This is a genomic window from Sphaerisporangium sp. NPDC049003, assembly GCF_043197795.1.
Lineage (GTDB): Bacteria > Actinomycetota > Actinomycetes > Streptosporangiales > Streptosporangiaceae > Sphaerisporangium.
Map to the genome: position 1 here is coordinate 88,819 of NZ_JBICTU010000022.1, position 20,769 is coordinate 109,587.

The 20,769-nt window shown below is 70.3% G+C and carries 20 protein-coding genes; 13 read left to right on the forward strand and 7 right to left on the reverse strand.

The window, feature by feature from the left end:
- Positions 1–187: 187 nt before the first annotated feature.
- From ACGFIV_RS23960 to ACGFIV_RS23975, 4 genes are all read left to right on the forward strand, one after another.
- Positions 188–928: an SDR family NAD(P)-dependent oxidoreductase gene (locus tag ACGFIV_RS23960; protein ID WP_392837741.1), complete on the forward strand. Its 741-nt coding sequence runs from the start codon at positions 188–190 to the stop codon at positions 926–928.
- 43 nt (positions 929–971) lie between these two features.
- Positions 972–1,784, forward strand: a complete 813-nt coding sequence (locus ACGFIV_RS23965) for a class I SAM-dependent methyltransferase (RefSeq protein ID WP_392837743.1) — start codon at positions 972–974, stop codon at positions 1,782–1,784.
- 198 nt (positions 1,785–1,982) lie between these two features.
- The gene (locus ACGFIV_RS23970; RefSeq protein ID WP_358545822.1) at positions 1,983–2,426 is read left to right on the forward strand and encodes a CBS domain-containing protein; all 444 of its coding nucleotides are present in this window, start codon (positions 1,983–1,985) and stop codon (positions 2,424–2,426) included.
- Entirely contained in the window at positions 2,423–3,712 is a 1,290-nt protein-coding gene (locus tag ACGFIV_RS23975) for an ArsB/NhaD family transporter (protein ID WP_358545819.1), read from the forward strand. The genes ACGFIV_RS23970 and ACGFIV_RS23975 overlap by 4 nt, the downstream gene beginning before the upstream one ends.
- A gap of 22 nt (positions 3,713–3,734) precedes the next feature.
- Here the strand turns inward: ACGFIV_RS23975 and ACGFIV_RS23980 are convergent, their stop codons facing one another.
- The 4 genes from ACGFIV_RS23980 to ACGFIV_RS23995 all read right to left on the reverse strand — a co-directional run bounded on the left by ACGFIV_RS23980 (position 3,735) and on the right by ACGFIV_RS23995 (position 10,642).
- Positions 3,735–4,862: an enolase C-terminal domain-like protein gene (locus tag ACGFIV_RS23980; RefSeq protein WP_358545816.1), complete on the reverse strand. Its 1,128-nt coding sequence runs from the start codon at positions 4,860–4,862 to the stop codon at positions 3,735–3,737.
- The gene (locus ACGFIV_RS23985) at positions 4,846–7,950 is read right to left on the reverse strand and encodes an FAD-binding and (Fe-S)-binding domain-containing protein (RefSeq protein WP_358545813.1); all 3,105 of its coding nucleotides are present in this window, start codon (positions 7,948–7,950) and stop codon (positions 4,846–4,848) included. Before ACGFIV_RS23985 ends, ACGFIV_RS23980 begins: the two co-directional genes overlap by 17 nt.
- On the reverse strand, positions 7,947–9,713 hold the full coding sequence (locus ACGFIV_RS23990) for a thiamine pyrophosphate-dependent enzyme (RefSeq protein ID WP_358545811.1): 1,767 nt from the start codon (positions 9,711–9,713) through the stop codon (positions 7,947–7,949). The genes ACGFIV_RS23985 and ACGFIV_RS23990 overlap by 4 nt, the downstream gene beginning before the upstream one ends.
- A gap of 365 nt (positions 9,714–10,078) precedes the next feature.
- Positions 10,079–10,642 (reverse strand): DUF421 domain-containing protein, encoded by a 564-nt coding sequence (locus tag ACGFIV_RS23995; RefSeq protein WP_392837747.1) that lies wholly within the window; start codon positions 10,640–10,642, stop codon positions 10,079–10,081.
- A 484-nt stretch (positions 10,643–11,126) separates the two neighbouring features.
- Between ACGFIV_RS23995 and ACGFIV_RS24000 the strand changes: the two genes are divergently transcribed.
- Positions 11,127–12,638 carry an SDR family oxidoreductase gene (locus ACGFIV_RS24000; RefSeq protein WP_392837749.1) on the forward strand — a complete coding sequence of 504 codons (1,512 nt, stop codon included), beginning with the start codon at positions 11,127–11,129 and terminating at the stop codon, positions 12,636–12,638.
- Here ACGFIV_RS24000 and ACGFIV_RS24005 read toward each other — a convergent pair.
- Complete coding sequence (locus tag ACGFIV_RS24005; RefSeq protein WP_358545804.1) at positions 12,551–14,305, reverse strand: glycoside hydrolase family 15 protein; 1,755 nt, start codon at positions 14,303–14,305, stop codon at positions 12,551–12,553. The genes ACGFIV_RS24000 and ACGFIV_RS24005 overlap by 88 nt on opposite strands.
- Positions 14,306–14,429: 124 nt before the next feature.
- On the opposite strand from ACGFIV_RS24005, the gene ACGFIV_RS24010 reads away from it, so the two are divergent.
- The 7 genes from ACGFIV_RS24010 to ACGFIV_RS24040 all read left to right on the forward strand — a co-directional run bounded on the left by ACGFIV_RS24010 (position 14,430) and on the right by ACGFIV_RS24040 (position 18,161).
- A complete protein-coding gene (locus ACGFIV_RS24010; protein ID WP_358545802.1) occupies positions 14,430–14,786 on the forward strand; it encodes a BlaI/MecI/CopY family transcriptional regulator in 357 nt (118 codons plus the stop codon).
- Positions 14,783–15,709 carry a M56 family metallopeptidase gene (locus ACGFIV_RS24015; RefSeq protein WP_392837752.1) on the forward strand — a complete coding sequence of 309 codons (927 nt, stop codon included), beginning with the start codon at positions 14,783–14,785 and terminating at the stop codon, positions 15,707–15,709. Before ACGFIV_RS24010 ends, ACGFIV_RS24015 begins: the two co-directional genes overlap by 4 nt.
- 12 nt (positions 15,710–15,721) lie before the next feature.
- Positions 15,722–16,261, forward strand: a complete 540-nt coding sequence (locus ACGFIV_RS24020; RefSeq protein ID WP_358545798.1) for a helix-turn-helix transcriptional regulator — start codon at positions 15,722–15,724, stop codon at positions 16,259–16,261.
- 3 nt (positions 16,262–16,264) lie between these two features.
- Entirely contained in the window at positions 16,265–16,705 is a 441-nt protein-coding gene (locus ACGFIV_RS24025; protein ID WP_392837755.1) for a hypothetical protein, read from the forward strand.
- A 219-nt stretch (positions 16,706–16,924) separates the two neighbouring features.
- On the forward strand, positions 16,925–17,254 hold the full coding sequence (locus tag ACGFIV_RS24030) for a DUF2516 family protein (protein ID WP_358545794.1): 330 nt from the start codon (positions 16,925–16,927) through the stop codon (positions 17,252–17,254).
- Between the two features lie 68 nt (positions 17,255–17,322).
- Positions 17,323–17,709, forward strand: a complete 387-nt coding sequence (locus ACGFIV_RS24035; RefSeq protein ID WP_358545793.1) for a hypothetical protein — start codon at positions 17,323–17,325, stop codon at positions 17,707–17,709.
- The gene (locus ACGFIV_RS24040; protein ID WP_358545792.1) at positions 17,706–18,161 is read left to right on the forward strand and encodes a DUF2207 family protein; all 456 of its coding nucleotides are present in this window, start codon (positions 17,706–17,708) and stop codon (positions 18,159–18,161) included. The genes ACGFIV_RS24035 and ACGFIV_RS24040 overlap by 4 nt, the downstream gene beginning before the upstream one ends.
- A 28-nt stretch (positions 18,162–18,189) precedes the next feature.
- Here the strand turns inward: ACGFIV_RS24040 and ACGFIV_RS24045 are convergent, their stop codons facing one another.
- Complete coding sequence (locus ACGFIV_RS24045; RefSeq protein ID WP_392837758.1) at positions 18,190–19,146, reverse strand: asparaginase; 957 nt, start codon at positions 19,144–19,146, stop codon at positions 18,190–18,192.
- 96 nt (positions 19,147–19,242) lie between these two features.
- On the opposite strand from ACGFIV_RS24045, the gene dtd reads away from it, so the two are divergent.
- On the forward strand, positions 19,243–19,668 hold the full coding sequence (gene dtd / locus ACGFIV_RS24050; RefSeq protein WP_358545790.1) for a D-aminoacyl-tRNA deacylase: 426 nt from the start codon (positions 19,243–19,245) through the stop codon (positions 19,666–19,668).
- A gap of 21 nt (positions 19,669–19,689) precedes the next feature.
- Here dtd and ACGFIV_RS24055 read toward each other — a convergent pair whose 3' ends face one another.
- Complete coding sequence (locus ACGFIV_RS24055; RefSeq protein ID WP_358545788.1) at positions 19,690–20,751, reverse strand: folate-binding protein; 1,062 nt, start codon at positions 20,749–20,751, stop codon at positions 19,690–19,692.
- Between the last annotated feature and the right edge of the window lie 18 nt (positions 20,752–20,769).

Here is a 20,769-nt window from a genome sequence, read left to right on the forward strand (position 1 = left end):
GCGGCACCTGACACCACCTCCAGAGGGGTTATAACTGTCGGATACTTCCTGAGATTCCCGACAGTGGTCGTGTGGCCCGGCGCAATCCCTACCCAGTCGCGCTGGGAGGATGACGACCGGGCGGCCCACGAGCGTGGCCAGGAGCGCCAGGGCACCGAAGCACCAGAGGCGACCTTAAGGACGAGACATGACCAAGACAGCGGTGGTGACGGGCGCGAGCAGCGGCATCGGCGAGGCGACGGCTCGGCGGCTCGCGGCGGAGGGCTTCGAGGTCGTGGCCGCGGCCAGGCGTCGTGACCGGCTCGACAAACTGGCCGCCGAGGTCCCCGCGATCCGGCCCGTCACGCTCGATGTGACCTCCGACGAGTCGGTCGCCGAGCTGGCCGCCTCGCTCGACCGCTGTGACGTGCTGATCAACAACGCGGGCGGGGCGTTCGGCCTTGAGAGCGTGGCCGAGGGGCTGGTGGACGACTGGCAGCGCATGTACGAGGTCAACGTGCTCGGCTCGCTGCGGATGACACGGGCGCTGCTGCCCAAGCTGATCGACTCCGGGGACGGCGTCCTGCTGATGCTGACGTCGGTCGCCGGTCTGGTCTCCTACGAGGGCGGCGGAGGCTACTGCGCGGCCAAGCACGCCCAGACCTCCATGACCGAGACCCTCCGTCTTGAGCTGTGCGGGGAGCCCGTGCGGATCATCGAGGTGGCTCCCGGCATGGTCTACACCGAGGAGTTCTCGCTCACCCGCTTCCGCGGCGACGCCGAGCGCGCGGAGAAGGTGTACGAGGGCGTCCCGAACCCGCTGACCGCCGACGACGTCGCCGACGCGATCGCCTGGTGCGTCACCCGGCCCGCGCACGTGAACGTCGACCGGCTCGTCATCCGCCCGCGCGCCCAGGCCGCGCAGCACAAGGTCCACCGGATCTCCTGACCATGAAGATCCAGCGGTACGAGGTCCACCGGATCTCCTCCTCATGAAGATGGGAAGGCCGGTCGGCGAGATCACCCGGGGGACGACGGGGCACAACCGCCTGCGCCGCTCCGACCGGTGGACGGCCGCGGTGTACGGCCCTCTGCTGGTCTCCGCCGACAGGCCACTGGTGGCCGACCTCGGGTACGGGGCCTCGCATGTCACCACGTCCGAGCTCTTCGTACGGCTGCGCCGGGTCCGCCCCGATGTGGAGGTGGTCGGCATCGAGATCGATCCGGTCCGCGTCGCGGCGGCGAAGCCGTACGAGAGGCCGGGGCTGTCGTTCGTGCGCGGCGGCTTCGAGCTGCCTGTGGGCAGGCGGCCGCTGATCGTCCGCGCGTTCAACGTGCTCAGGCAGTACGGCGAGGCGCAGGCGTGGGAGGCGTGGGACCTGCTGCGATCCGGCGTCGCGGAGAACGGGGTGGTCGTCGAGGGCACCTGCTCGGAGATCGGCCACCGGGCCGCGTGGGTGGCCCTGGACAGGCGCGGGCCGCGCACCGTCACCCTGTCCGCCCGGCTCGCCGGGTTCGAGCGCCCCTCGGACCTCGCCGAGCGGTTGCCCAAGACTCTCATCCACCGCAACGTGCCCGGCGAGCGCGTCCACGCCTTCCTCCGGGACTTCGACCACGCCTGGGCCCTGGCCGCGCCGTACGGCGCCTATGGTGTACGGCCGCGCTGGATGGCCGCCGTGGAACGACTGGCCGGCACCTGGCCGGTCGCCACCACTCCCCCGCTCGGCGGCAGACGCCGCTGGCGCCTCGGCGAGATCACCCTCCCCTGGTCGTCCCTCGCCCCGGACGAACGGCCGTCCGGCTGACGCCTCCGGTCGTCCGGCCCTCCGGTCTGACGATGAGATCGACGTGCGCGCGTGGAATCCACCTGTCAGTCACAGCGTAGATCTCTCCTGCTCGACCTGGCTGCGCTGTGCCGATCTTTCACGGTCGTTGATAGGTTTCGTCCAGGTGCGCCGGGAAGTCTGGTCGGCAGTCGCTTTGTCGATCTTGAAAGGACTGCCGTGCGCGCTCGTGATCTGATCAGCGCCTTCCCCTCCGTCACCCTTGGCACACCGGTGATCGAAGCCGCCAGGCTGCTGGCCGACCAGGACCTGCCAGGGCTGATCGTGGTCGATGACGACGGGCTGCCGGTCAGCATCCTGCCGGGCACCCAGGTGCTGCGAATGGCGGTGCCCGGCTACTGCCAGGACGATCCGGCGCTGGCCCGCGTGGTGGACGAGAAACACGCCGACGCCTTCCTCACCTCGCTGGCCGGGCGAACCGTGGCCGAAGCCCTGCCCGTCGACGCACGGGAGCTCCCCGTCACCGACCCCGACGCCACCGTGCTGGAGATCGCCGCGCTGATGGCGCGCACCCGTAGCCCGCTGGTGGCGGTGGTGGACAAGGGAAGGCTGCTGGGCGCGGTCACCCTGCAGGCGCTCATGGATCGGGTGCTCGGCTCATGACGACGCTCGCCTGGATCTCGGTAGCGGTCTTCCTCGGCGCCTACGCGCTGATCGCCAGCGAGAGGATCCACCGGGTCGCCGCCGCGCTGGGCGGTGCCGCGATCATGCTTCTGATCCACGCCAGTGGCGCCGATGCCGCGTTCTTCTCGCGGGAGACCGGGGTCGACTGGAACGTCATCTTCCTGCTGCTGGGCATGATGGTGATCGTCGGCGTACTGAAGCAGACGGGTGTCTTCGAGTACCTGGCCATCTGGGCCGCGAAACGGGCACGCGGCAAACCGTACCGGCTGATGGTCCTGCTGGTCGTCATCACCGCGCTGGCCTCGGCGTTGCTGGACAACGTCACCACTGTGCTGCTGATCGCGCCTGTCACATTCCTGGTGTGCGAACGGCTCGCGGTGCCGGTCGTGCCGTTCCTCATCGCGGAGGCGATGGCGTCCAACATCGGTGGCACCGCCACCCTGGTCGGCGATCCGCCCAACATCATCATCGCCAGCCGCGGTGGGCTGACCTTCAACGACTTCCTCGTCCACATGGCGCCCATGATCCTCATCGTGATGGTGGTGTTCATCGGCCTGTGCGGGCTGATGTTCCGCAAGGCGTTCCGCTACGACCCCGACCGCGCCGCGGAGATCCTCCAGCTCGACGAGCGCGAGGCGATCGCCGACCGGCGCCTGCTGTGGCAGAGCCTGATCGTGCTGGCCCTGGTGATGGCCGCCTTCGTGCTGCACCCGGTGCTGCACTACGAGCCGTCGGTGGTGGCCATCCTGGGCGCCGGAATCCTGGTGGCGGCCACCACGGTCACCACCGAACAGGCGATCGCCGAAGTGGAGTGGCCGACGCTGGTGTTCTTCATGGGCCTGTTCGTCATGGTCGGCGCCCTGGTGGAGACCGGGGTGATCGGCCAGGTCTCGCGACTGGCCGTGGAGGCGACGCAAGGACAGCTCGGCGTGACCACGATGGTGCTGCTGTGGGCCTCCGCCGGCCTTTCGGGGATCGTGGACAACATCCCCTACGTGGCCACGATGAGCCCCATCGTCGCCGACCTCGTCCAGGCCAACGGCGGCAACGGGCACGCGCAGGTGCTGTGGTGGGCGCTGGGCTTCGGCGCCGACCTGGGAGGCAATGCCACCGCCGTGGGCGCGGCGGCCAACGTCGTCGTCATCGGCATCGCCGCCCGCAACCGCACCCCGATCAGCTTCTGGGAGTTCACCAGGTACGGGCTGATCGTCACCTTCGTCACGGTGGCGCTGGTGACGCCCTACCTGTGGCTTCGCTACCTCTGACGTCAAGACGGCATCGGCGGGGTCAGTCCACGCGAAAGCGCTCCGCGGCGGTGTCGTCGAAGGCGAGGCCGTTACCTGGGGAGTCCAGGTTCGGCTGGGCCGCGCCACCACGGGCCGTGGATACTCCATGGAACAGCATCGTCTCGATCCGTACGTGGTCGTGGAACCACTCCAGGTGGCGAAGGTTGGGGACCGACGCAGCCACAGCGAGGTGCTGGTGTGGTGCGCAGTGGCCGGAGACCTCAAGGCCGTTCGCGGCGGCCACGGCGGAGGCCCTCATGAACTCGGTCACCCCGCCGCATCGGGTGACGTCGATCTGCTGGCAGTCGACGAACGGCGCCATCCGGGCGAAGTAGGTGAGGTCGTAGCCGTACTCTCCCGCGGCCACGTCGGCGCGAACGGCGTCCCTGACGATGCCCAGGCCCTGGAGATCGTCGGAGGAGACGGGCTCCTCGAACCAGCGCACGTCCAGGTCGTCTGCCTGCCGCATGAGCCGTATGGCCTGCTTGCGGGTGTAGGCGCCGTTGGCGTCGACGAACAGCTCCGCGTCGTCCCCGATCGTCCGGCGTGCCGCCGCCATCCTGTCCAGATCCCGGTCCATGCGCCGGCCCCAGGATTCCCCTATCTTGATCTTGACCCGTGGGATGCCCTCGTCATGGGTCCACCGTTCGAGCTGCCGGTGCTGCCGCTCGGCGGTGTAGGTGGTGAAGCCGCCGCTGCCGTAGACGGGCACGGTGGTTCGCGCGGTTCCCAACAGCCGGGCCAGTGGGAGGTCGTGGCGGCGGGCCTTGAGGTCCCACAGGGCGCAGTCCGCGGCCGACAGGGCCATGCCGGCGATGCCGGGCCGCCCGGCGTTGCGCAGCCGCCGCCGCATCGCGAGCCAGGCGCCGGGGACGTCGTCGGGGTCCCGGTCCCGTATGACCGGTGCGAGAAGCTCACGCACGACGGCTGCCGTGGCGGCGGGGCCATAGGTCCATCCCAGTCCTGTGGTGCCGTCGCAGGTGGCGTGTACGACGACGAGCGTGGTGCTGGACCAGCTCAGCGTGCCGTCGGCCTCCGGCTCGTCGGTGGGGACCTCGTAGGCGCGTGCGGCCAGCAGCGTCGTCATGTGGTCGTCTCGTACGACGCCACGTTCATCTGGACGGTCCACGCCTGCGTCGTAGCGTGGCGACCACGGCGGCACACAGGCCGAACACGGCCGCCCCTGCCGCGATCCGGGCGGCCATCGAGGGTGTCGCCGGCCGGCGCGCGTACTCGCGTTCGGGAAGCGGGGATCGTCCCATGTCACCATGCAGCCCGGCGCGCAGCAGCTCCGCCAGGTGCATGGCGGTACGGCCGCGTGCGTCGCTCTGCTCGACCTGGGTGCGGCAGCTGAACCCGTCGGCGAGGATGGCGGTGGTGTCGTCGGCGTCGCGGACGGCGGGCAGCAGCACCCGCTCGGCGCACGCGCCGGAGACCTCGTAGTGACCCTGTTCGAAGCCGAAGTTACCCGCCAGCCCGCAGCAACCGGAGTCGAGCACGTCGGCATCCACCCCGGCGTCGCGAAGAAGCGCACGGTCGGTGTCGTATCCAAGGATGGCGTGCTGGTGGCAGTGGGTCTGGACCAGCGCGGCCCGGGGCACCCGCGGGGGTCGCCAGCCTGGTGTGTGCTGGTGGAGCAACTCGGCGAGGGTGAGCGTCTGCCGGCTGAGCCGCCGGACGTCCATGTCGTCGGGGAGCAGCTCCACCGCGTCGCTCCGGAACACCGCGGTGCAGCTGGGTTCCAGTCCGACGATCCAGGTGCCGGCTCGAATGTGGGGCCGCAACTCCTCGACGACGCGGCCCAGCGACCTCTTGGCCATACCGAGCTGACCGGTGGAGATCCACGTCAGCCCGCAGCAGACCGATCGGTGTGGCACCCGTACCCGCCATCCCGCACCCTCGATGACCTCGACGGCGGCCTGGGCGACTCCGGTGTGGAAGTGGTTGGTGAAGGTGTCCGGCCACAGCACCACCTCACCGAGGGAGCCGTCGCCCGTGGGGCGGCGCCGTCGGAACCACTCCTGGAACGTCTCCGACGCGAACAGCGGCAGCTCCCGCCGCGGGTCGACGCCCGCCGCCTTCTTGGCGAGCCGGTCCAGCCCGGGGGTGCGGGACAGAACGTTCACCGTTCGAGGGGCGTGCGAGGCGATCACCGCCCACAGCGGCAGCCAGCCCATCGAGTAGTGGGCGCGTGGGCGTAGCCGCCTCTGGTAGTGGTGGGAGAGGAACTCCGCCTTGTACGTCGCCATGTCCACGTTGACCGGGCAGTCGGACTTGCAACCCTTGCAGGCCAGGCAAAGGTCCAGCGCGTCACGGACCGCGGGTGAGCGCCATCCGCCGCCCACCGCGCCGCCGCGTGAGGTGCCGTCGAGCATCTCGAACAGCAGCCGGGCTCGGCCGCGGGTGGAGTGCTCCTCCTCGCGGGTGACCATGTAGGACGGGCACATGACTCCGCCGCCGTCGCTACCGTGGCGGCGGCAGAGCCCGACTCCGACGCAGCGCGATACCGCCCGGCCGAAGCTGCCGTCGTCGTCCGGATAGCCGAAGTGGGTGGTCACATCGCCGTGGTTGTAGTCGGCGCCGAGCCGCAGGAACCCGTCGAGGGGGTAGGGGTCGCTCACCTTGCCGGGATTCATGCGGTTGCCCGGGTCGAAGATGGCCTTGAACTGCCCGAAGGCACGGATCAGTTCGGGGCCGAACATCTTGGGCAGCAGTTCGGCGCGGGCCTGCCCGTCGCCGTGCTCGCCTGACAGCGAACCCCCGTAGGAGACGACCAGGTCGGCGGCCCGTTCCATGAACGACCGGAACGTGCTGATCCCACCGGCGGTCTGGAGGTCGAACGGGATGCGGGTGTGCACGCACCCTTGCCCGAAATGCCCATACAGGGAGGCCTGCTGGTAACCGTACTCCTCGAACAGCTTCTTCAGGTCGCGCAGGTAGTCCCCCAGCCGGTCGGGGGCGACGGCGGAGTCCTCCCATCCGGGCCAGGTGTCGGGAAGTCCCGGCACACGGGCCGTGGCGCCGAGCCCGGACTCCCGTATCGACCACATCTCCTGCTCGCGCTCGGGGTCGTCGAAGAAGCCCACGCCGTGCTCTCCACGTCCCTTGCCCAGGGCACGCAGCATGTCCTCGGCCGCCCTGTCGGTGCCGGCCCGGTCCTCGCCGCCCATCTGCACGAGCAGCCACGCGCCGCCCGGGGGTAGCTCGGGGAGCGCCTCCGGGTTCAGACGCTTCTTCCGTTCGAAGCCGATCAGCTTGTCGTCGAAGGCTTCGAGAGCCACCGGCCGATGCGGCAGGATCGAGGGGACGGCGTCAGCGGCGGCGGCGATGTCGGGGTAGGCGATGAAGACCACGGTGCTGGCCTTGACCACCGGAAGCAGCTTGAGCCGGGCACGCAGCACCACCACCAGGGTGCCTTCCGATCCGACCAGCGCCTGCGCGACGTGGAAGTCCTTCTCCGGGAGCAGGCTGTCCAGGTTGTACCCGGAGACCCGTCGCGGGATCTTTGGGTAGCGGGTGCGCAAGGGCTCCAGGTAGGCGTCACGGAGCGCGCGGAGCTGCTCGTAGATCTCGGCCCGGCGGCCGCCCCTCCGCTGGATCTCGGCGTACTCCTCCTCGGTGGTACGTCCCACCCACATCCGGGTGCCGTCGTAGAGCAGCACCTCCATCTCGACGACGTTGTCGACGACCTTGCCCGCGCGCTGGGCGGTCGCCCCGCAGGAGTTGTTTCCGATCATGCCGCCCAGAGTGCAGTGGTCGTGCGTGGCCGGCCGTGGGCCGTATTCCAGGCCGGTGGCGCGTAGCCGCTCGTTGAGCACGTCCAGGACGATGCCGGGCTCGACGAGGCAGGTCCGGTCGTCGGGGTCGACCTCCAGCAACCGGTCGCAGTACTTGGTCCAGTCGATCACCACGGCGGTGTTCGTGCACTGCCCGCCCAGGCTGGTGCCGCCGCCTCGGGAGAGCAACGGCACGTCGTGGCGCCGACAGACGGCGACCGCTGCGACGCCCGCCTCCACGGTGCGGGGGACCACGACACCGAGCGGCACCTGCCGGTAGTTGGAGGCGTCGGTGGAGTACGCGCCTCGCGTCCCGTCGTCGAAACGGACCTCACCGTCGACGGCGGCGGCCAGGTCGCGCTCCAGGCGGGTGAGATCGATCTCACGGACCGGCTCACGAGCCCGGGTGACCGGGTGCGCGAGATCGCGGATCGCCATCATGACAGCAGCTCGTTGATCTTGTCGCGGACGACGGTGGCCAAGATCGTCGCCTTGTGCGGCTGACCTCGCAGGAAGGCCTCGGTGAACGCCTTGGCCTGGTCGTAGCTGACCTTTCCTGGCATCGGCGGCTCGTTGGGGTTGACGTCGCAGTCGACCAGGGCGGGCCCGTCGTGGGCGAGCGCTCCACGGACGGCCTCGGGGAGTTCCCCCGGCTCGGTCACCTTGGCCCCGTACGCGCCGCATGCCCTGGCCCAGGCGGAGAAATCGGCCTCGGGAGGGTGGTGACGCACGGAGTACTCGGGGAAACCGAGCACGATCTGCTCCCACAGGATCTGCCCGTAGGCGTTGTTGTTGTTGACGACGACCTTGATGGGCAACTCGTAGCGCACGGCGGTGAGGAACTCGGCCATAAGCATGGCGAAGCCGCCGTCCCCGACGAACGCGATCACCTGGCGGCCGGGATAGGCGTGCTGGACGCCGATCGCGTAGGGCAGGCCGGGCGCCATGGTGGCGAGGTTGCCCGACAGGTAGAACTCACGGTCGCCACGTATCATCCAGTGCCGGGCCGCCCAGGTGGCGATCGTGCCGGAGTCACAGGTCATGATGGCGTCGTCCGCGGCGGCCTGGTCGACGCAGCTGATGAGGTACTGCGGGGCGATCGGGTGCCGCGAGGGGTCCTCCAGCGCTTTCATGTCCGCGCGCCAGGCTTCGGTCTTGCGCTGGTACCGGCGCAGCAGCGACCGATCCGGATTCGCTTTGAGGAGCGGGAGCAGTCGTTGGAGGGCGAGCTTCGCGTCGGCCGCCACGGGCGCCTCGACGGGCAACCGGAGGCCGATCAAACTGGGGTCGCTGTCGATCTGCACGACCCGGACACGGCCGGCTTCCGGCAGGTACTTCCCGTAGGGGAACGAGGTGCCGACCATGAGCAGCGTGTCGCACTCCTCCATGAGCTCCTCGCTCGGCCGGGTGCCGAGCAGCCCCAGCCCACCGGTGGTCAGGGGATGGTCATCGGGAACGACGGCCTTGCCCGGGAGGGTCTTCACGATCGGGCTTCCGAGCCTGTCGGCGACGGCGAGCACTTCCTGCCGGGCATGCCGCGCGCCGGCGCCCACGAGCATGGCCACCTTGTCTCCCCGGTCGAGCACCTCGGCGGCTCTGTCCAGGTCCTCCTCCGCCGGGCGCAGGGGCGGCTTGGAGTAGGTCGGGACGCTGCTCGGTGGAGTTCCCGGGCTGACGTGCCGGTACGGATCCTCGGCGGCGGGCGCCACCTGGATGTCGTTGGGGAAGGTCAGGTGGGCGACGGTCCGTTTCGTCAGCGCCGCGCGCACGGCGAGGTCGACCACCCCGGGCACCTGCTGGGGATTGGTCACCATCAGGTTGTAGGCGGCCAGATCCTGGTACAGCCGATCGAGATGGACCTCCTGCTGGTAGTACGTTCCGAGCACCGAGGTCTCCTGCATGCCGGTCAGCGCGAGCACAGGGACGTGGTCGAGCTTGGCGTCGTACAGCCCGTTGAGCAGGTGGATCGCTCCCGGCCCCGAGGTCGCCGCGCACACGCCGAGCCGCCCGGTCGCCTTGGCGTACCCGGTCGCCATGAACGCCGCCGCCTCCTCATGGTGGACCAGCACGAACCGCAGCCTCGCCCGCTCCCGCCGAAAGCCCTCCATCAGGCCGTTGATCCCGTCGCCCGGAAGACCGAAGATCGTGTCGACTCCCCACTCCACCAGCCTTCTGGCAACGCTCGCGCCTACGATCTCCGTCATCGGTGCCTCCGGTCCGCGAAATGCGGGCACAGGATCCGTGAGCGGAGCACGGCGGCGGCCGGAAGCGGTGTCCTACTATTCTCACCGGCGCTTTCGCCGTCGCAGGGGGGCGCGCGGGCTCTGGTGCGGCTGGACGGTGCGCACCTGGCATGCTCTGGAACCTGTCACCCATGTCAACCTGTTACCCGCGTCGCCCTTCCCGGCGGCCAAGCGGGCAAAACCAGGGATCGACGGTGACCTACGCAGGCCTTGTACGGTCCTTGCCGAGGATTGACGAGGTCATGTGGTACGGGCTCACCGGCCTGCCATCCGTACCGATTGTGGCGGGACGCATGAGGCGGTCGACTGTACGTCCGGCTGTGCTGTCAAGGATCGGGATCCGTCTCTTCCCCGACGGCCGGACCATTCGGCTCCGTCGGGCTGTGCTCACGGCGAGCCGCCTGGTGCCCTGTCCGGGTGATGACGGAAATCGAGCCCCCGGGCTCGAAAACCGCGAGGTGGACGTTCGCGAGGTCGGTGACGCCGTGCCGGCGGAGCACGCCGTCCAGATCGCGCCCGGTCATGCGGCAGCGGCGCAGTTCCAGCCGCCGCACCACGCCGTCATGGACCAGTACCCGCGGCGTTGGGTCCACGAGATGGGCGACCCCGGGAAAAAGACGTAGACAGACGACCACACGGTGCACGAACAACAACGTGACCAGGGCCGCCGCCCCGGTCATGGCCGAGGCGTCGGTGGCGGTGGCGGTACGCCCGATGATCGCCCCTACCGAGATGGCGGTGACGAAGTCAACGGGTGAGAACTCGGCCAGCGAGCGGCGGCCACCGAGCCGGAACGCCATCACAGCGGTGAGGAACAACGCCAGTATCTTGACGGCGGCATACAGGGCACGCTGAGGATCGCCGACCAGCGCATCGAGGATCGCGTTCACGCCGTGGTCGTCCGGAGCGGGGCCTCGCACCGGCTCCCGGTCGGCCGGCGCGCGTCCGTCCCCGCCTCGACGAAGATCGACACGAGTGGCGAGGTAGGAGCAGCCACGAGTCTTCCCGCAGGTGAAAGAGGCGCCCAGCCGGCACCTCAGTTGCATGGGTTTACCCTCTCGGCGTTCCGCGAAAACGATCAGAAACGCTCTACGAGTTTCTGGCATCAGGAGCGCATCACCTTACAGTGGCTCCCTTTTCGCACCCCATGGGAGCGGAACCCGCTTTATAATAATATTGCAGCTTTTACGGTGTTTTGTCGTTTTGATCGGGTAAGGGACCTTCATCGTATTTATCAGGCTAGGAACCGCGGCTGTCATGCGGTACGCCTCAAGTGGTCGCACGTGGACATACGCACGCCACGCCCGATACCAGGTCGGTTCCGCCGCGTAGGTCCTCACGGTGCCCGGCCCCAGGCAGGACGGAAGTCGAGTCATGACGACAGCAAACGGACGCCGTGTCGTGGTGATCACCGGAGCCAGCGCGGGCATCGGCCGGGCCGCGGCACGCCGCTTCGCTGGGATGGGTGATGCCGTGGCGTTGCTGGCTCGCGGCGCTGACGGTCTTGAGGGTGCGGCGCGCGATGTACGTCAGGCGGGTGGCGAGGCGTTGGCCATCGAGGTCGACACAGCCGATCACGAGCAGGTCGACGCCGCGGCCGGCAAGGTCGAAAGCGAGCTCGGCCCGATCGACGTGTGGGTGAACGTCGCCTTCGCCTCGGTCTTCGCGCCCTTCACGAAGATCACACCGGACGAGTTCCGCCGTGCGACCGAAGTGACCTACCTCGGTTTCGTGAACGGTACCCGCGCCGCGCTGGACAGGATGATCCCTCGCGACCATGGCGTGGTGGTGCAGGTCGGCTCGGCCCTGGCGTACCGGGGGATCCCCCTGCAGAGCGCCTATTGCGGGGCCAAGCACGCCATCCAGGGGTTCAACGAGTCCGTGCGGTGCGAACTACTGCACGACAAGAGCAAGGTGCGGGTCACCATGGTGCAGATGCCGGCGGTCAACACCCCGCAGTTCGACTGGGTGCTGTCGCGCCTGCCCGGCCATCCTCAGCCTGTTCCCCCGATCTATCAGCCCGAGATCCCCGCCGACGCGGTCGTCTACGCGGCGGACCACCCGCGGCGGCGTGAGTACTGGGTGGGCGGCTCGACGGCGGCTACGCTCCTCGCCAACGCGGTGGCGCCCGGCGTACTCGACCGGTATCTGGCCTGGATGGGATACCGCTCTCAACAGACCAAGCATGTGACGCATCGGGACCCTCCCAACCTGTGGCGGCCGGCCGACACCGAGCCGGGTACCGACCAGGGAGCTCACGGTTCCTTCGACGACAGGGCCAAGTCCCGCAGCGTCCAGCTCTGGGCCTCCCAGCACCACGGGCTGCTCACCGCGGTGACGGCGACCTTCGCGACGGGCCTGGGCGCACTTGCCTTGGCCCACCGGCTCAAGACGACCAGGATGACGGGGGTCGAGCCGTCTGCTGATCTTCCTCATGAGGGAATCCGGGCGGTGCGGGCGATCGAGGCCGGGCGCGCGGCGTGGGGGCTGGTGTTGCTCACCGTGCCCGCGCGGGTGATCTGTGCGCTCGGAGGCAGACGTGATCGCACCGTGGAGATCGTCGCCCGCCTCCTGGGAGCCCGGCAGCTGGGCCAGGCGGCCATGTCAGGCCTTCGCCCCAGCAGGTCTCTGCTGGTCGGCGGCGCCGTGATCGACCTGGTGCACGCGGCCACCGCTCTGGCACTCGGGACGGTCGACGACCGGTGGCGGCGCGTCGCCCTGGCCGACGCGGCCATCGCCCTCGGCTGGAGCCTGAACGGGTTGCGCGACAGCACCAAGACAGGTCGAACCACGCCTTCTCATTCTGACGCCGACAGGGTGACGGCCGCTTCCAGCACCAGCGCGTGGACGAATGCCTGGGGCAGATTGCCCCGCAACTGCCGCTGACCGACGTCGTACTCCTCTGCGTACAGGCCCGGCGAACCGCAGGCGGCCCGGTTACGCTCGAACAGGCGCACCGCCCCCACGTGGTCTCCGCTCTGCCCGGCGGCGAGCGCGGCGACCAGGCCGCAGAGCACGAAGGCCCCTTCGGCGTCGCCCAGCGGTCGCCGGTCCTGGTGGAAGCGATAGAGGTAACCATCGGACTCAAGCTCGGCGTGTACGGCCGCGCGGGTGGCGACGGTGCGCGGATCGCCTGCCGGCAGGGCACCCCGCACCGCGGGGATGAGCAGCGCCGCGTCCACCCGCGGATCCTCGAAGCCGCGCTGCCAACGCCCCGAAGCGTGGAGTCCGTGGCTTGCGGTATGGGCGAGGATGGTGTCGCCCAGAGCGCTCCAACGACCCGCCTGCGCCGCGGGCGCCACGGAGGCGGCCGCCTTCAGCCCGGCGACGCAGGTCAGCTTGGAGTGCACCCACTGGCGCGCCGGCAGCTCCCAGATTCCCGAGTCCGGTTCCCGCCACCGCTCGGCGATGGCCTCGGCAGCGATCTCCACGGCGCGCCAGTGGTCGACGTCCAGCCGGTCCCGGCGCGCGGCGGCGGCGAGAAACACCAATGTCTCGCCGAAGGCGTCCAGTTGCGACTGCCCGGTCACCCAATTGCCCATCTTGGGCGGGGCCCCGGGGTAGCCGGGCAGGAACGCCAGTTCACGCTCTTGCGGGACCTGGCCGCCCCTGGTGGTGTAGGCAGGTGCCAGATGGGGCCCATCGGCCAGCAGCCGTGCGGTGATGAACGCGACCGCGGCGTCCATGAGGACCTCGCTGCCGGCGACTGCGGCGGCGTGACCGGCGAAACACTGGTCACGGATCCAGGCGTAGCGGTAATCGTAGTTACGGCCCGCCTCGGCCCGCTCCGGCAGCGAAGTGGTGGCCGCCGCGACCATGCCGCCACCTGGCGTGGTGAGGCCGCGCAGCACTGCGTGGGCGTGCGCGGCGTCGCGATGGGCGAGGCATCCGTACAGGTGGGGCGTTTCGCCGGACCACGATCGTTCCGTGGCGCGCCACGCGTCCGCCGGGTTGGGGGGAGCCGTCTCGAACGGCCGGCGGCCCAGTTCCAGTACGAGGTCGTGGTGTCCTCCCGGGGGCACGCGCAGGGTGGCGCGCAGCTCGCCATGTGCCCCCCGACGGGCGTGTCCGGCGCCCGTCCAGCGCATGTGGAGGTCACCGGTGCGCCCGCTCCAGACCCCTGATTCACGATGCGCCCCGCACAGGTTCCGCCTGCCGAAGTCCGCCCGCGGGTCGAGGATCACCACGACCTCCGCCGGGCCTTCCACAGCCCGTACGCGCCGCAGTAGCACAGCACAGTCCGGATCGCCGGGGAACGCCAAGGCCTCACGGCATTCGACGACGCCTGCCGAGGTCACCCAGCGGCTGTTCCAGATCAGCGACCCGCTGTCGTAGTGCCCTCCCCACACGAACCGCGTGTCGGAGGGAGTGACCGCGTACGTGCCCTCTCCGCCGAGGAGGCTGGTGAAGACCGCGTCGGAATCCCACCCCGGCACGCACAGCCACGCGATGTCTCCCCTCGGGCCGATCAAAGCCCCGCGGTACCCGTCACCGAGGAAGGCGTAGAGCCGTAGCACCTGCGGTGCGAAGCCAGAGCTCCCCCCGTGCGCCATCGAGGTGGCTCCTTCCTGTTACGCCAGGTCATACCCCGGTCCGCGGCCCAACTCTCCGCGTAAGCGAGGCAGGCCGCCCGGACTCTCTACACGACGTAGTACTACCCGAGGTAGGCTTGCGTGCGTGAAGGGTCTCGGCGAGCTTGAGCGCAGCATCATGGACATCCTGTGGGCCCACGGGGCCCCCTTGACCGCCAGGGAGGTCGGCCGTCTGATCGCCGACCGCGACCTCGCCCCCACCACGGTCATGACCGTTCTCGACCGGCTGACCCGTAAAGGTTTCCTCGACCGCACCCGTGACGGCCGCGCGTGGCGCTACGAGCCCGGCGCCAGCCGCGACGCATACGTCGCTGAGCTTATGCTGGAAGCGCTCGACATGACCGGTGACCGCTCGGCGGCGCTCACGCGCTTCGCCCAGACGGTCTCGGGCTCCGAGGCCGAAATCCTGCGCAAAGCACTCACGGAGCTGGAAGAGGAGTGATCATGGCCGCTGTCCTTGCCGCGCTCGCCACGGCGTGCGCGGTGGGTGCATGGCGGCTCGCGTTCGCCCGATGGCCGTGGCGCGCCCCCCGGGCGGCGATCCTGCTGTGGCAGTCCCTCGGCGTGACGTGGGGCCTCGCCACGGTGGGTGCGATGCTCGCGTACGCACTGGAGCCCTACGGAGGGGGCGTGCTGTACGGGCTGCGCGCGTTCGCCGAGTCGGCGATCTCCTTCGGCATGGGGTACGGCCTGATGAAGCCGTACGACCTGCCCCGCGTCGCCGCTCTCGTCGCCGGCCTGGCGCTCCTCGCCGTGCTCGTCGTGGTGCTGCTCGCCGCGGGGGCGCAGACCCTCCGCGCCCGGCGCCGGCACCGCGTGCTGCTCTCGCTCATCGCCCGCGACGACCCCGGCGTGCCGGGGGTCCGCGTGGTCGACCACCCGGGGGCGGCGGCGTACTGCCTGCCCGGCCTCAGGTCTGAGGTGGTGGTCAGCGCGGGCACGCTGTCGCTTCTCGACGCCGACGAGCTCACCGCCGTCCTCGCCCACGAGGCCGCGCACGTCCGCGAGCGTCACGACCTGGTCCTGCTGCCGTTCACCGCCCTCTGCTGGATGCTGCCCTGGCTGAGCGTGGTGCGCAACGCCCATTCCTCGGTCGCCCTGCTGGTCGAGATGGCCGCCGACGACCGTGCCCGCCGTTACTGCTCGCCTCGCCGGCTGGCGACCGCGCTGCTCCGGTTCGGTACGGCCGGGGCCGTGCCCGCTCCTAACGGAGCCATGGGCGCGGCCGGTGAGCAGGTGATGGCGCGGGTCAACCGCCTGATCAAGCCTGGCGTGGCGCTGCCGAGGCGGTTCCGGTACAGCCTCGTCACGTTCTCTGTGCTTCTGTCCGTGTCCGCGCCTCTTCTGTGGATCTATCCCGGCTGACATCCCTAGTGCTTGCTGGAGTTTGCCAGCGTGTTTGCATTTGCAAGCACACTGATGCAGACTAAAGGCATGGAACTACCGAAGGTCGGCTCAATCGGTGAGTACATCCGCGATCAGCGGAAGCAGGCGAAGATCTCCCTGCGCCAGCTCGCCACTCAGGCCGGGGTGTCGAACCCCTACCTGAGCCAGATTGAGCGCGGGCTGCGCAAGCCGAGCGCGGAGATCCTCAACCAGATCGCCAAGGGTCTGCGGATCTCGTCGCAGGCGCTGTACGTGCAGGCGGGCCTCATCGAGGACCGCGAGCCGGACAGCGACGTGCTGGCCGCAGTGCGGGCCGACGGCACGCTCACCGAGCGGCAACGTCAGGTGCTGATCGATATCTACGAGTCGTTTCGCAAGGAGAACCGAGTCGAGGCGCAGACCGAGGCCGGGCGGACCTCCCAGAACGCCCGGCCCGAGTCAGCGACCTCGGAGGTCGAAACGGTTCTCGACCAGGAGGGTGTGACCTCCTCGCCGAACGGCCGCATTCAAACGGAACCCAAGGAAGGTTAACCCATGCCTCTCAACGCCGAGGTCAAGAAGCTCGCCGAGTCCAAGCCGTTCTACGCCGTCGCCGGCGCGGGCGACTTCGCGGTCGAGAAGCTGCGCGAGCTGCCCGAGCAGCTCCAGCGCCTGCAGTCGCGCCGGGTGGAGTCGGGCGCCACGGCCCGCGACCTGCCGCACATCGCGCGGAAGTACGCCAGCACCGTGCAGGTCAAGGCCGAGGCCGTCGCCAAGGACCTGCCCGAGAAGGCCAAGGAGTACGCCGACACGATCACCCACAAGGCCGTGATGCTGTACGACCAGTTCGCCAACCGTGGCCGCAAGGTCGTCAGCAGGGTGACGGGCGAGGCCGCGCTGGAGCTGGAGGAGGTCTCCAGCAGCGCCGAGCCGGCGACCGCCGCCCGTCCCACGCAGGCCCGCAAGAGCACCCGCGGCACCGGCCCCAAGGCCTGAACGCCGTCACGTCCGCAGGAGCACGGCCCGTCCCGGAACCCGGGGCGGGCCGCGTCCGTTGTCGGGGTACGGCCCGTGCGCGTTGAGCGGGCACGGGCCGTCCAGCACGTCCAGATCAAGCACCTCCAGACCAGGCCGTGACGACCGTCGCGGGCCCCCCGGGAGGTCTCCGTCCGGGCTAGGCTGAACCCGGCATTCACCTGACCCCTTGGAGAGGCGATGTTCGAGATTCACGGCTTCCTGGATCTCATTTTCTGGGTGCTCGCTATCGGGGCGTTCGGCCTGTGTGCCTGGGCTCTGATCCACGCGCTGAGGACCCCGGCCCGCGCCTTCGCCATGGCGGGCAAGCTCAACAAGCGTCTCTGGCTGCTGATCCTCGGCCTCGCGACCCTGTTCTCGTTCGCCGCCGCCGTGAAGTACCTCTCGGTGCTCAGCATCTTCACCGTCGCGTCGGTGATCGGGTCGGGCATCTACCTCGCCGATGTGAAGCCGGCCGTCGGCGAGATCGGCAAGGGCGGAGGGAACAGCGGCCCGTACGGGCCCTGGTAGGGCTTGCCAGGGACGGCGCGATCCACCGCCGGTCCGGCGGCAAGGGCACCGCGACCATCGAGTACGACGTGGCGGGCGCCGTCACGCCGGTCGGCGGCGGCGAGGAGCTGCGCTGGTACGCCGTCAGCGGCTGGTCGGCCCCCGTCAGGGACGCCGTCGTCAAGCTGAGCGGCCCTGCCCCCCTCCAGAACCTGTCGTGCTTCGCCGGGGACCTGACCTCCGCCATCGGCTGCACCGCGGCCTCGATGGACGAGAGCGGCACCCGGGCCGAGTTCGAGCAGCAGGGCCTCGGCCCCTCGCAGGCGCTGACCGTCGTCGCCGGCTTCCCCGCGGGTGCGAGCGGCGGCAAGCCGATCCTGGAGCGGCGGTTCGAGCTCGCCAACGCCTTCACGCTCAGCCCGCTCACCGGGGGCGCGCTCGTCGCGCTCCTGGTCGCTGGACCACGATCGGCGTGATCGTCACCGGCCTCGGCGTGCTCGCCACCGTCCTGCTCGCCTGGCTGACGACGTACGGGCTGATCGGCCTGGCGCTGGTCATCGCGGGAGCCGCCCTGGCGGTGGGCGGGCAGTACATGCCGGCCAAGACCTCACGGGGTTCCTCGGCCCTCGCCCACACCCTCGGCTTCCGCGACTACCTCGCCTCGGGGGAGATCGGCGAGGTGCCCCCGGCCCAGCGGATCGAGCTGTTCTCCCGCTACCTGCCGTACGCCGTGGTCTTCGACAACGTGGACCGCTGGGCGCGCGTGGTGGCCGCGCTGGACGGCGACGGCGGGCCGGCCGACCACCTGTACTGGTACAACGGGCCCGCCGAGTGGGACCTGTCCAAGTTCGCCGGCTCCATGCGCACGTTCACGCTGACGACCTCGGGCGCGATCTCCGCGTCCCGCCAGTTCCGCCGCTCGCTCTGAGCGGTCCCAAGGCCCGGGTAGCGCGGGGTCACACCTGGCCGCGTACGCGGAGCTCGCCAACGGGACGGCCTCCGCCGAACTGCGGCGGGCAGGCGAGCGCGTCCAGCACTGGGGAGTCCAGCCCCAGCCCGAGCGCGCGCAGGACGGCGACCGTCACCGGCGCCCTCGCCCGCTGGCTGCCATCCTCGATCTTGACCGTGGCCGCGCGGCCGTCCTCGAAGGCGAACGCCTCGAAGGCCTCGGCCCCCGACTTGACCAGGAGCCCCGGCACGGCGCGCATCAGCGCGGCCTCGGGGCGGGACGTGCCCGAGGTCCACTCAGGGTGGGCGCGCATCGCGTCGGCGATCCGCCGCTCGTACGTGCCGGGCGCGGCCAGCGTGAGCGCGCGGAAGGCCCGCGCGACCCCGGCCATGGAGGCGAAGAACAGCGGCGCGCCGCAGCCGTCGACTCCGGTGGCCGCGACCCGCTCTCCGGTCAGCTCCTCGGCGGTCGCGCGGATCGCCCTCTGCAGGGGATGCCCAGGATGCAGGTAGTCGCCGGTCGGCCAGTCGTTGACCACGCAGGTCGCGAGCATCGCCGAGTGCTTGCCCGAGCAGTTCATGGTGATACGGGCCGGTCCGCCTCCGCCGCGCAGCACCCGGTGCGCCGTCGCGGTGTCCAGGGGAAGGTCCTCGGGACACCGCAGGGCGGTCGCGTCGAGCCCCGCGCCCGCGAGGATCTCGGAGGCTCCCCTGACGTGGAAGTCCTCACCCGAGTGGCTCGCGCAGGCGAGCGCGAGAAGCTCGCCGGAAAGGTCGAGCCCCGCGCGGAGCATGCCGAGCGCCTGCAACGGCTTCATCGACGAGCGCGGCGAGGCCGCGGCCGCGACGTCACCGTGGACGGCCACCGGCACCCCCTCGGCGTCCATGGCGAAGACCCAGGCACGATGGACGGACTCCACGAACCCGGAACGGACAACTTCCACAATCAATGGCACAGCGGACACTTGGCCTCCTTTCGCACCTGAGTGTACGGACGGTGAGAGGACGCCGTTCAGGCCGATGGCGTCGCCCGCGCGACGGCGGTGGAAGAATCGTGGACCATGCGTGCCGTTGTTCAGCGGGTGACCTCCGCCTCCGTGGTCGTCGACGGGCAGACCGTGGGGGCGATCGACGAGCCCGGCCTGCTCGTGCTGGTCGGCGTGACCCACACCGACGGCCCCGTCGAGGCCGCGAAGCTCGCCGCCAAGCTCTGGGGCCTGCGCATCCTGTCGGGCGAGAAGTCGTGCTCCGACATCGGCGCGCCCCTGCTGGTGGTCAGCCAGTTCACGCTTTACGGCGACGCCAGGAAGGGCCGCCGCCCCACCTGGCAGGCGGCGGCGCCCGGCCCGGTGGCCGAGCCCCTGGTCGAGGCCGTGGTCGCGGAGCTGCGCTCCGCGGGCGCCCGGGTGGAGACCGGTGTGTTCGGGGCCGACATGAAGGTCGAGCTCGTCAACGACGGCCCCATCACGCTGATCATCGAGACCTGAGACGCCCGACCGGCGGCGGGGTCAGCGGATGCGGCGGCGCAGGCCCGGGTCGATGGTGACGTTGCGCCCGGCGTCCGGCGGCACGATGACCTCCTGGCTCGCGGGAACACCCCCGGCCAGCAGCGAGATGTCCACGGGGACGGTGCGCTTGACCACGGCCAGGGCGATGGGCCCGAGCTCGTGGTGGCGGGCCGACGAGCCGACGAAGCCGACCTGGCCGGGCTCGGCGCTCCCCTCCACGGCGGCCTCGGGGTCGGCCTCCCTGGGCGACCCCACGCCGAAGGTCACCGGCGCGCCGTGGTGCGGCAGGGTGTCGACGCTGCCGTCCAGGTGCAGGAAGACCAGGCGGCGCGGCGGGTGACCCAGGTTGTGCACCCGGGCGACGGTCTCCTGGCCCCGGTAGCACCCCTTGCTGAGATGGACGGCGGAGCCGATCCAGCCGACCTCGTGGGGGATCGTCTTGTGGTCGGTCTCGAACCCGGCCCGAGGCAGGTGCGCCTCGATGCGCAGGGCCTCGTACGCCCACAGGCCCGCCGGGCGCAGGCCGAGCTCCTCGGCGAGCCCGGCCAGCCGCTCGCGCGGGACGAGCAGGTCGCCGCCGATCGCGATCGCCCCCTCAGGCACCGGCCGCGTGGCGCCGTCGGCCGCGCCGGGGGCGGCGACGGTCACCACGGCGTAGCCGGCGGTCATGTCGGCCACCTCGACGCGAAGCATGAACCGCATCTTCTCCAGGAAGGCGACCAGCGCGGCCGAGGTGCCGGGCTCGACGTGCGCCCAGACGGACTCGCCGTCGTCGACGAGCGTCAGGTGGTGCTCCAGCCTGCCCTGCGCGTCGAGGAGCAGCGTCTGCGTGGGCGTGCCGGGCGCCAGCGTGTCGACCTTCTGCGAGCTGAGGTCGTTGAGCCATCTGAGCCGGTCGGGCCCGGAGATGCGGACGACCTCGCGGTTGCTCCGGTCGACCAGGGCCTCTCCCGCCGCGAGCGCGCGTTGCTCGGCGTAAAGCTCGCCGTAGTGCGCGGCGACGGTGTCATCGGGGGACTCGGCGGCTACGGCTCCTGGCGTGTCGAGCAGAGGGCTTCGCATGCGTCCAGGTTATTGCTC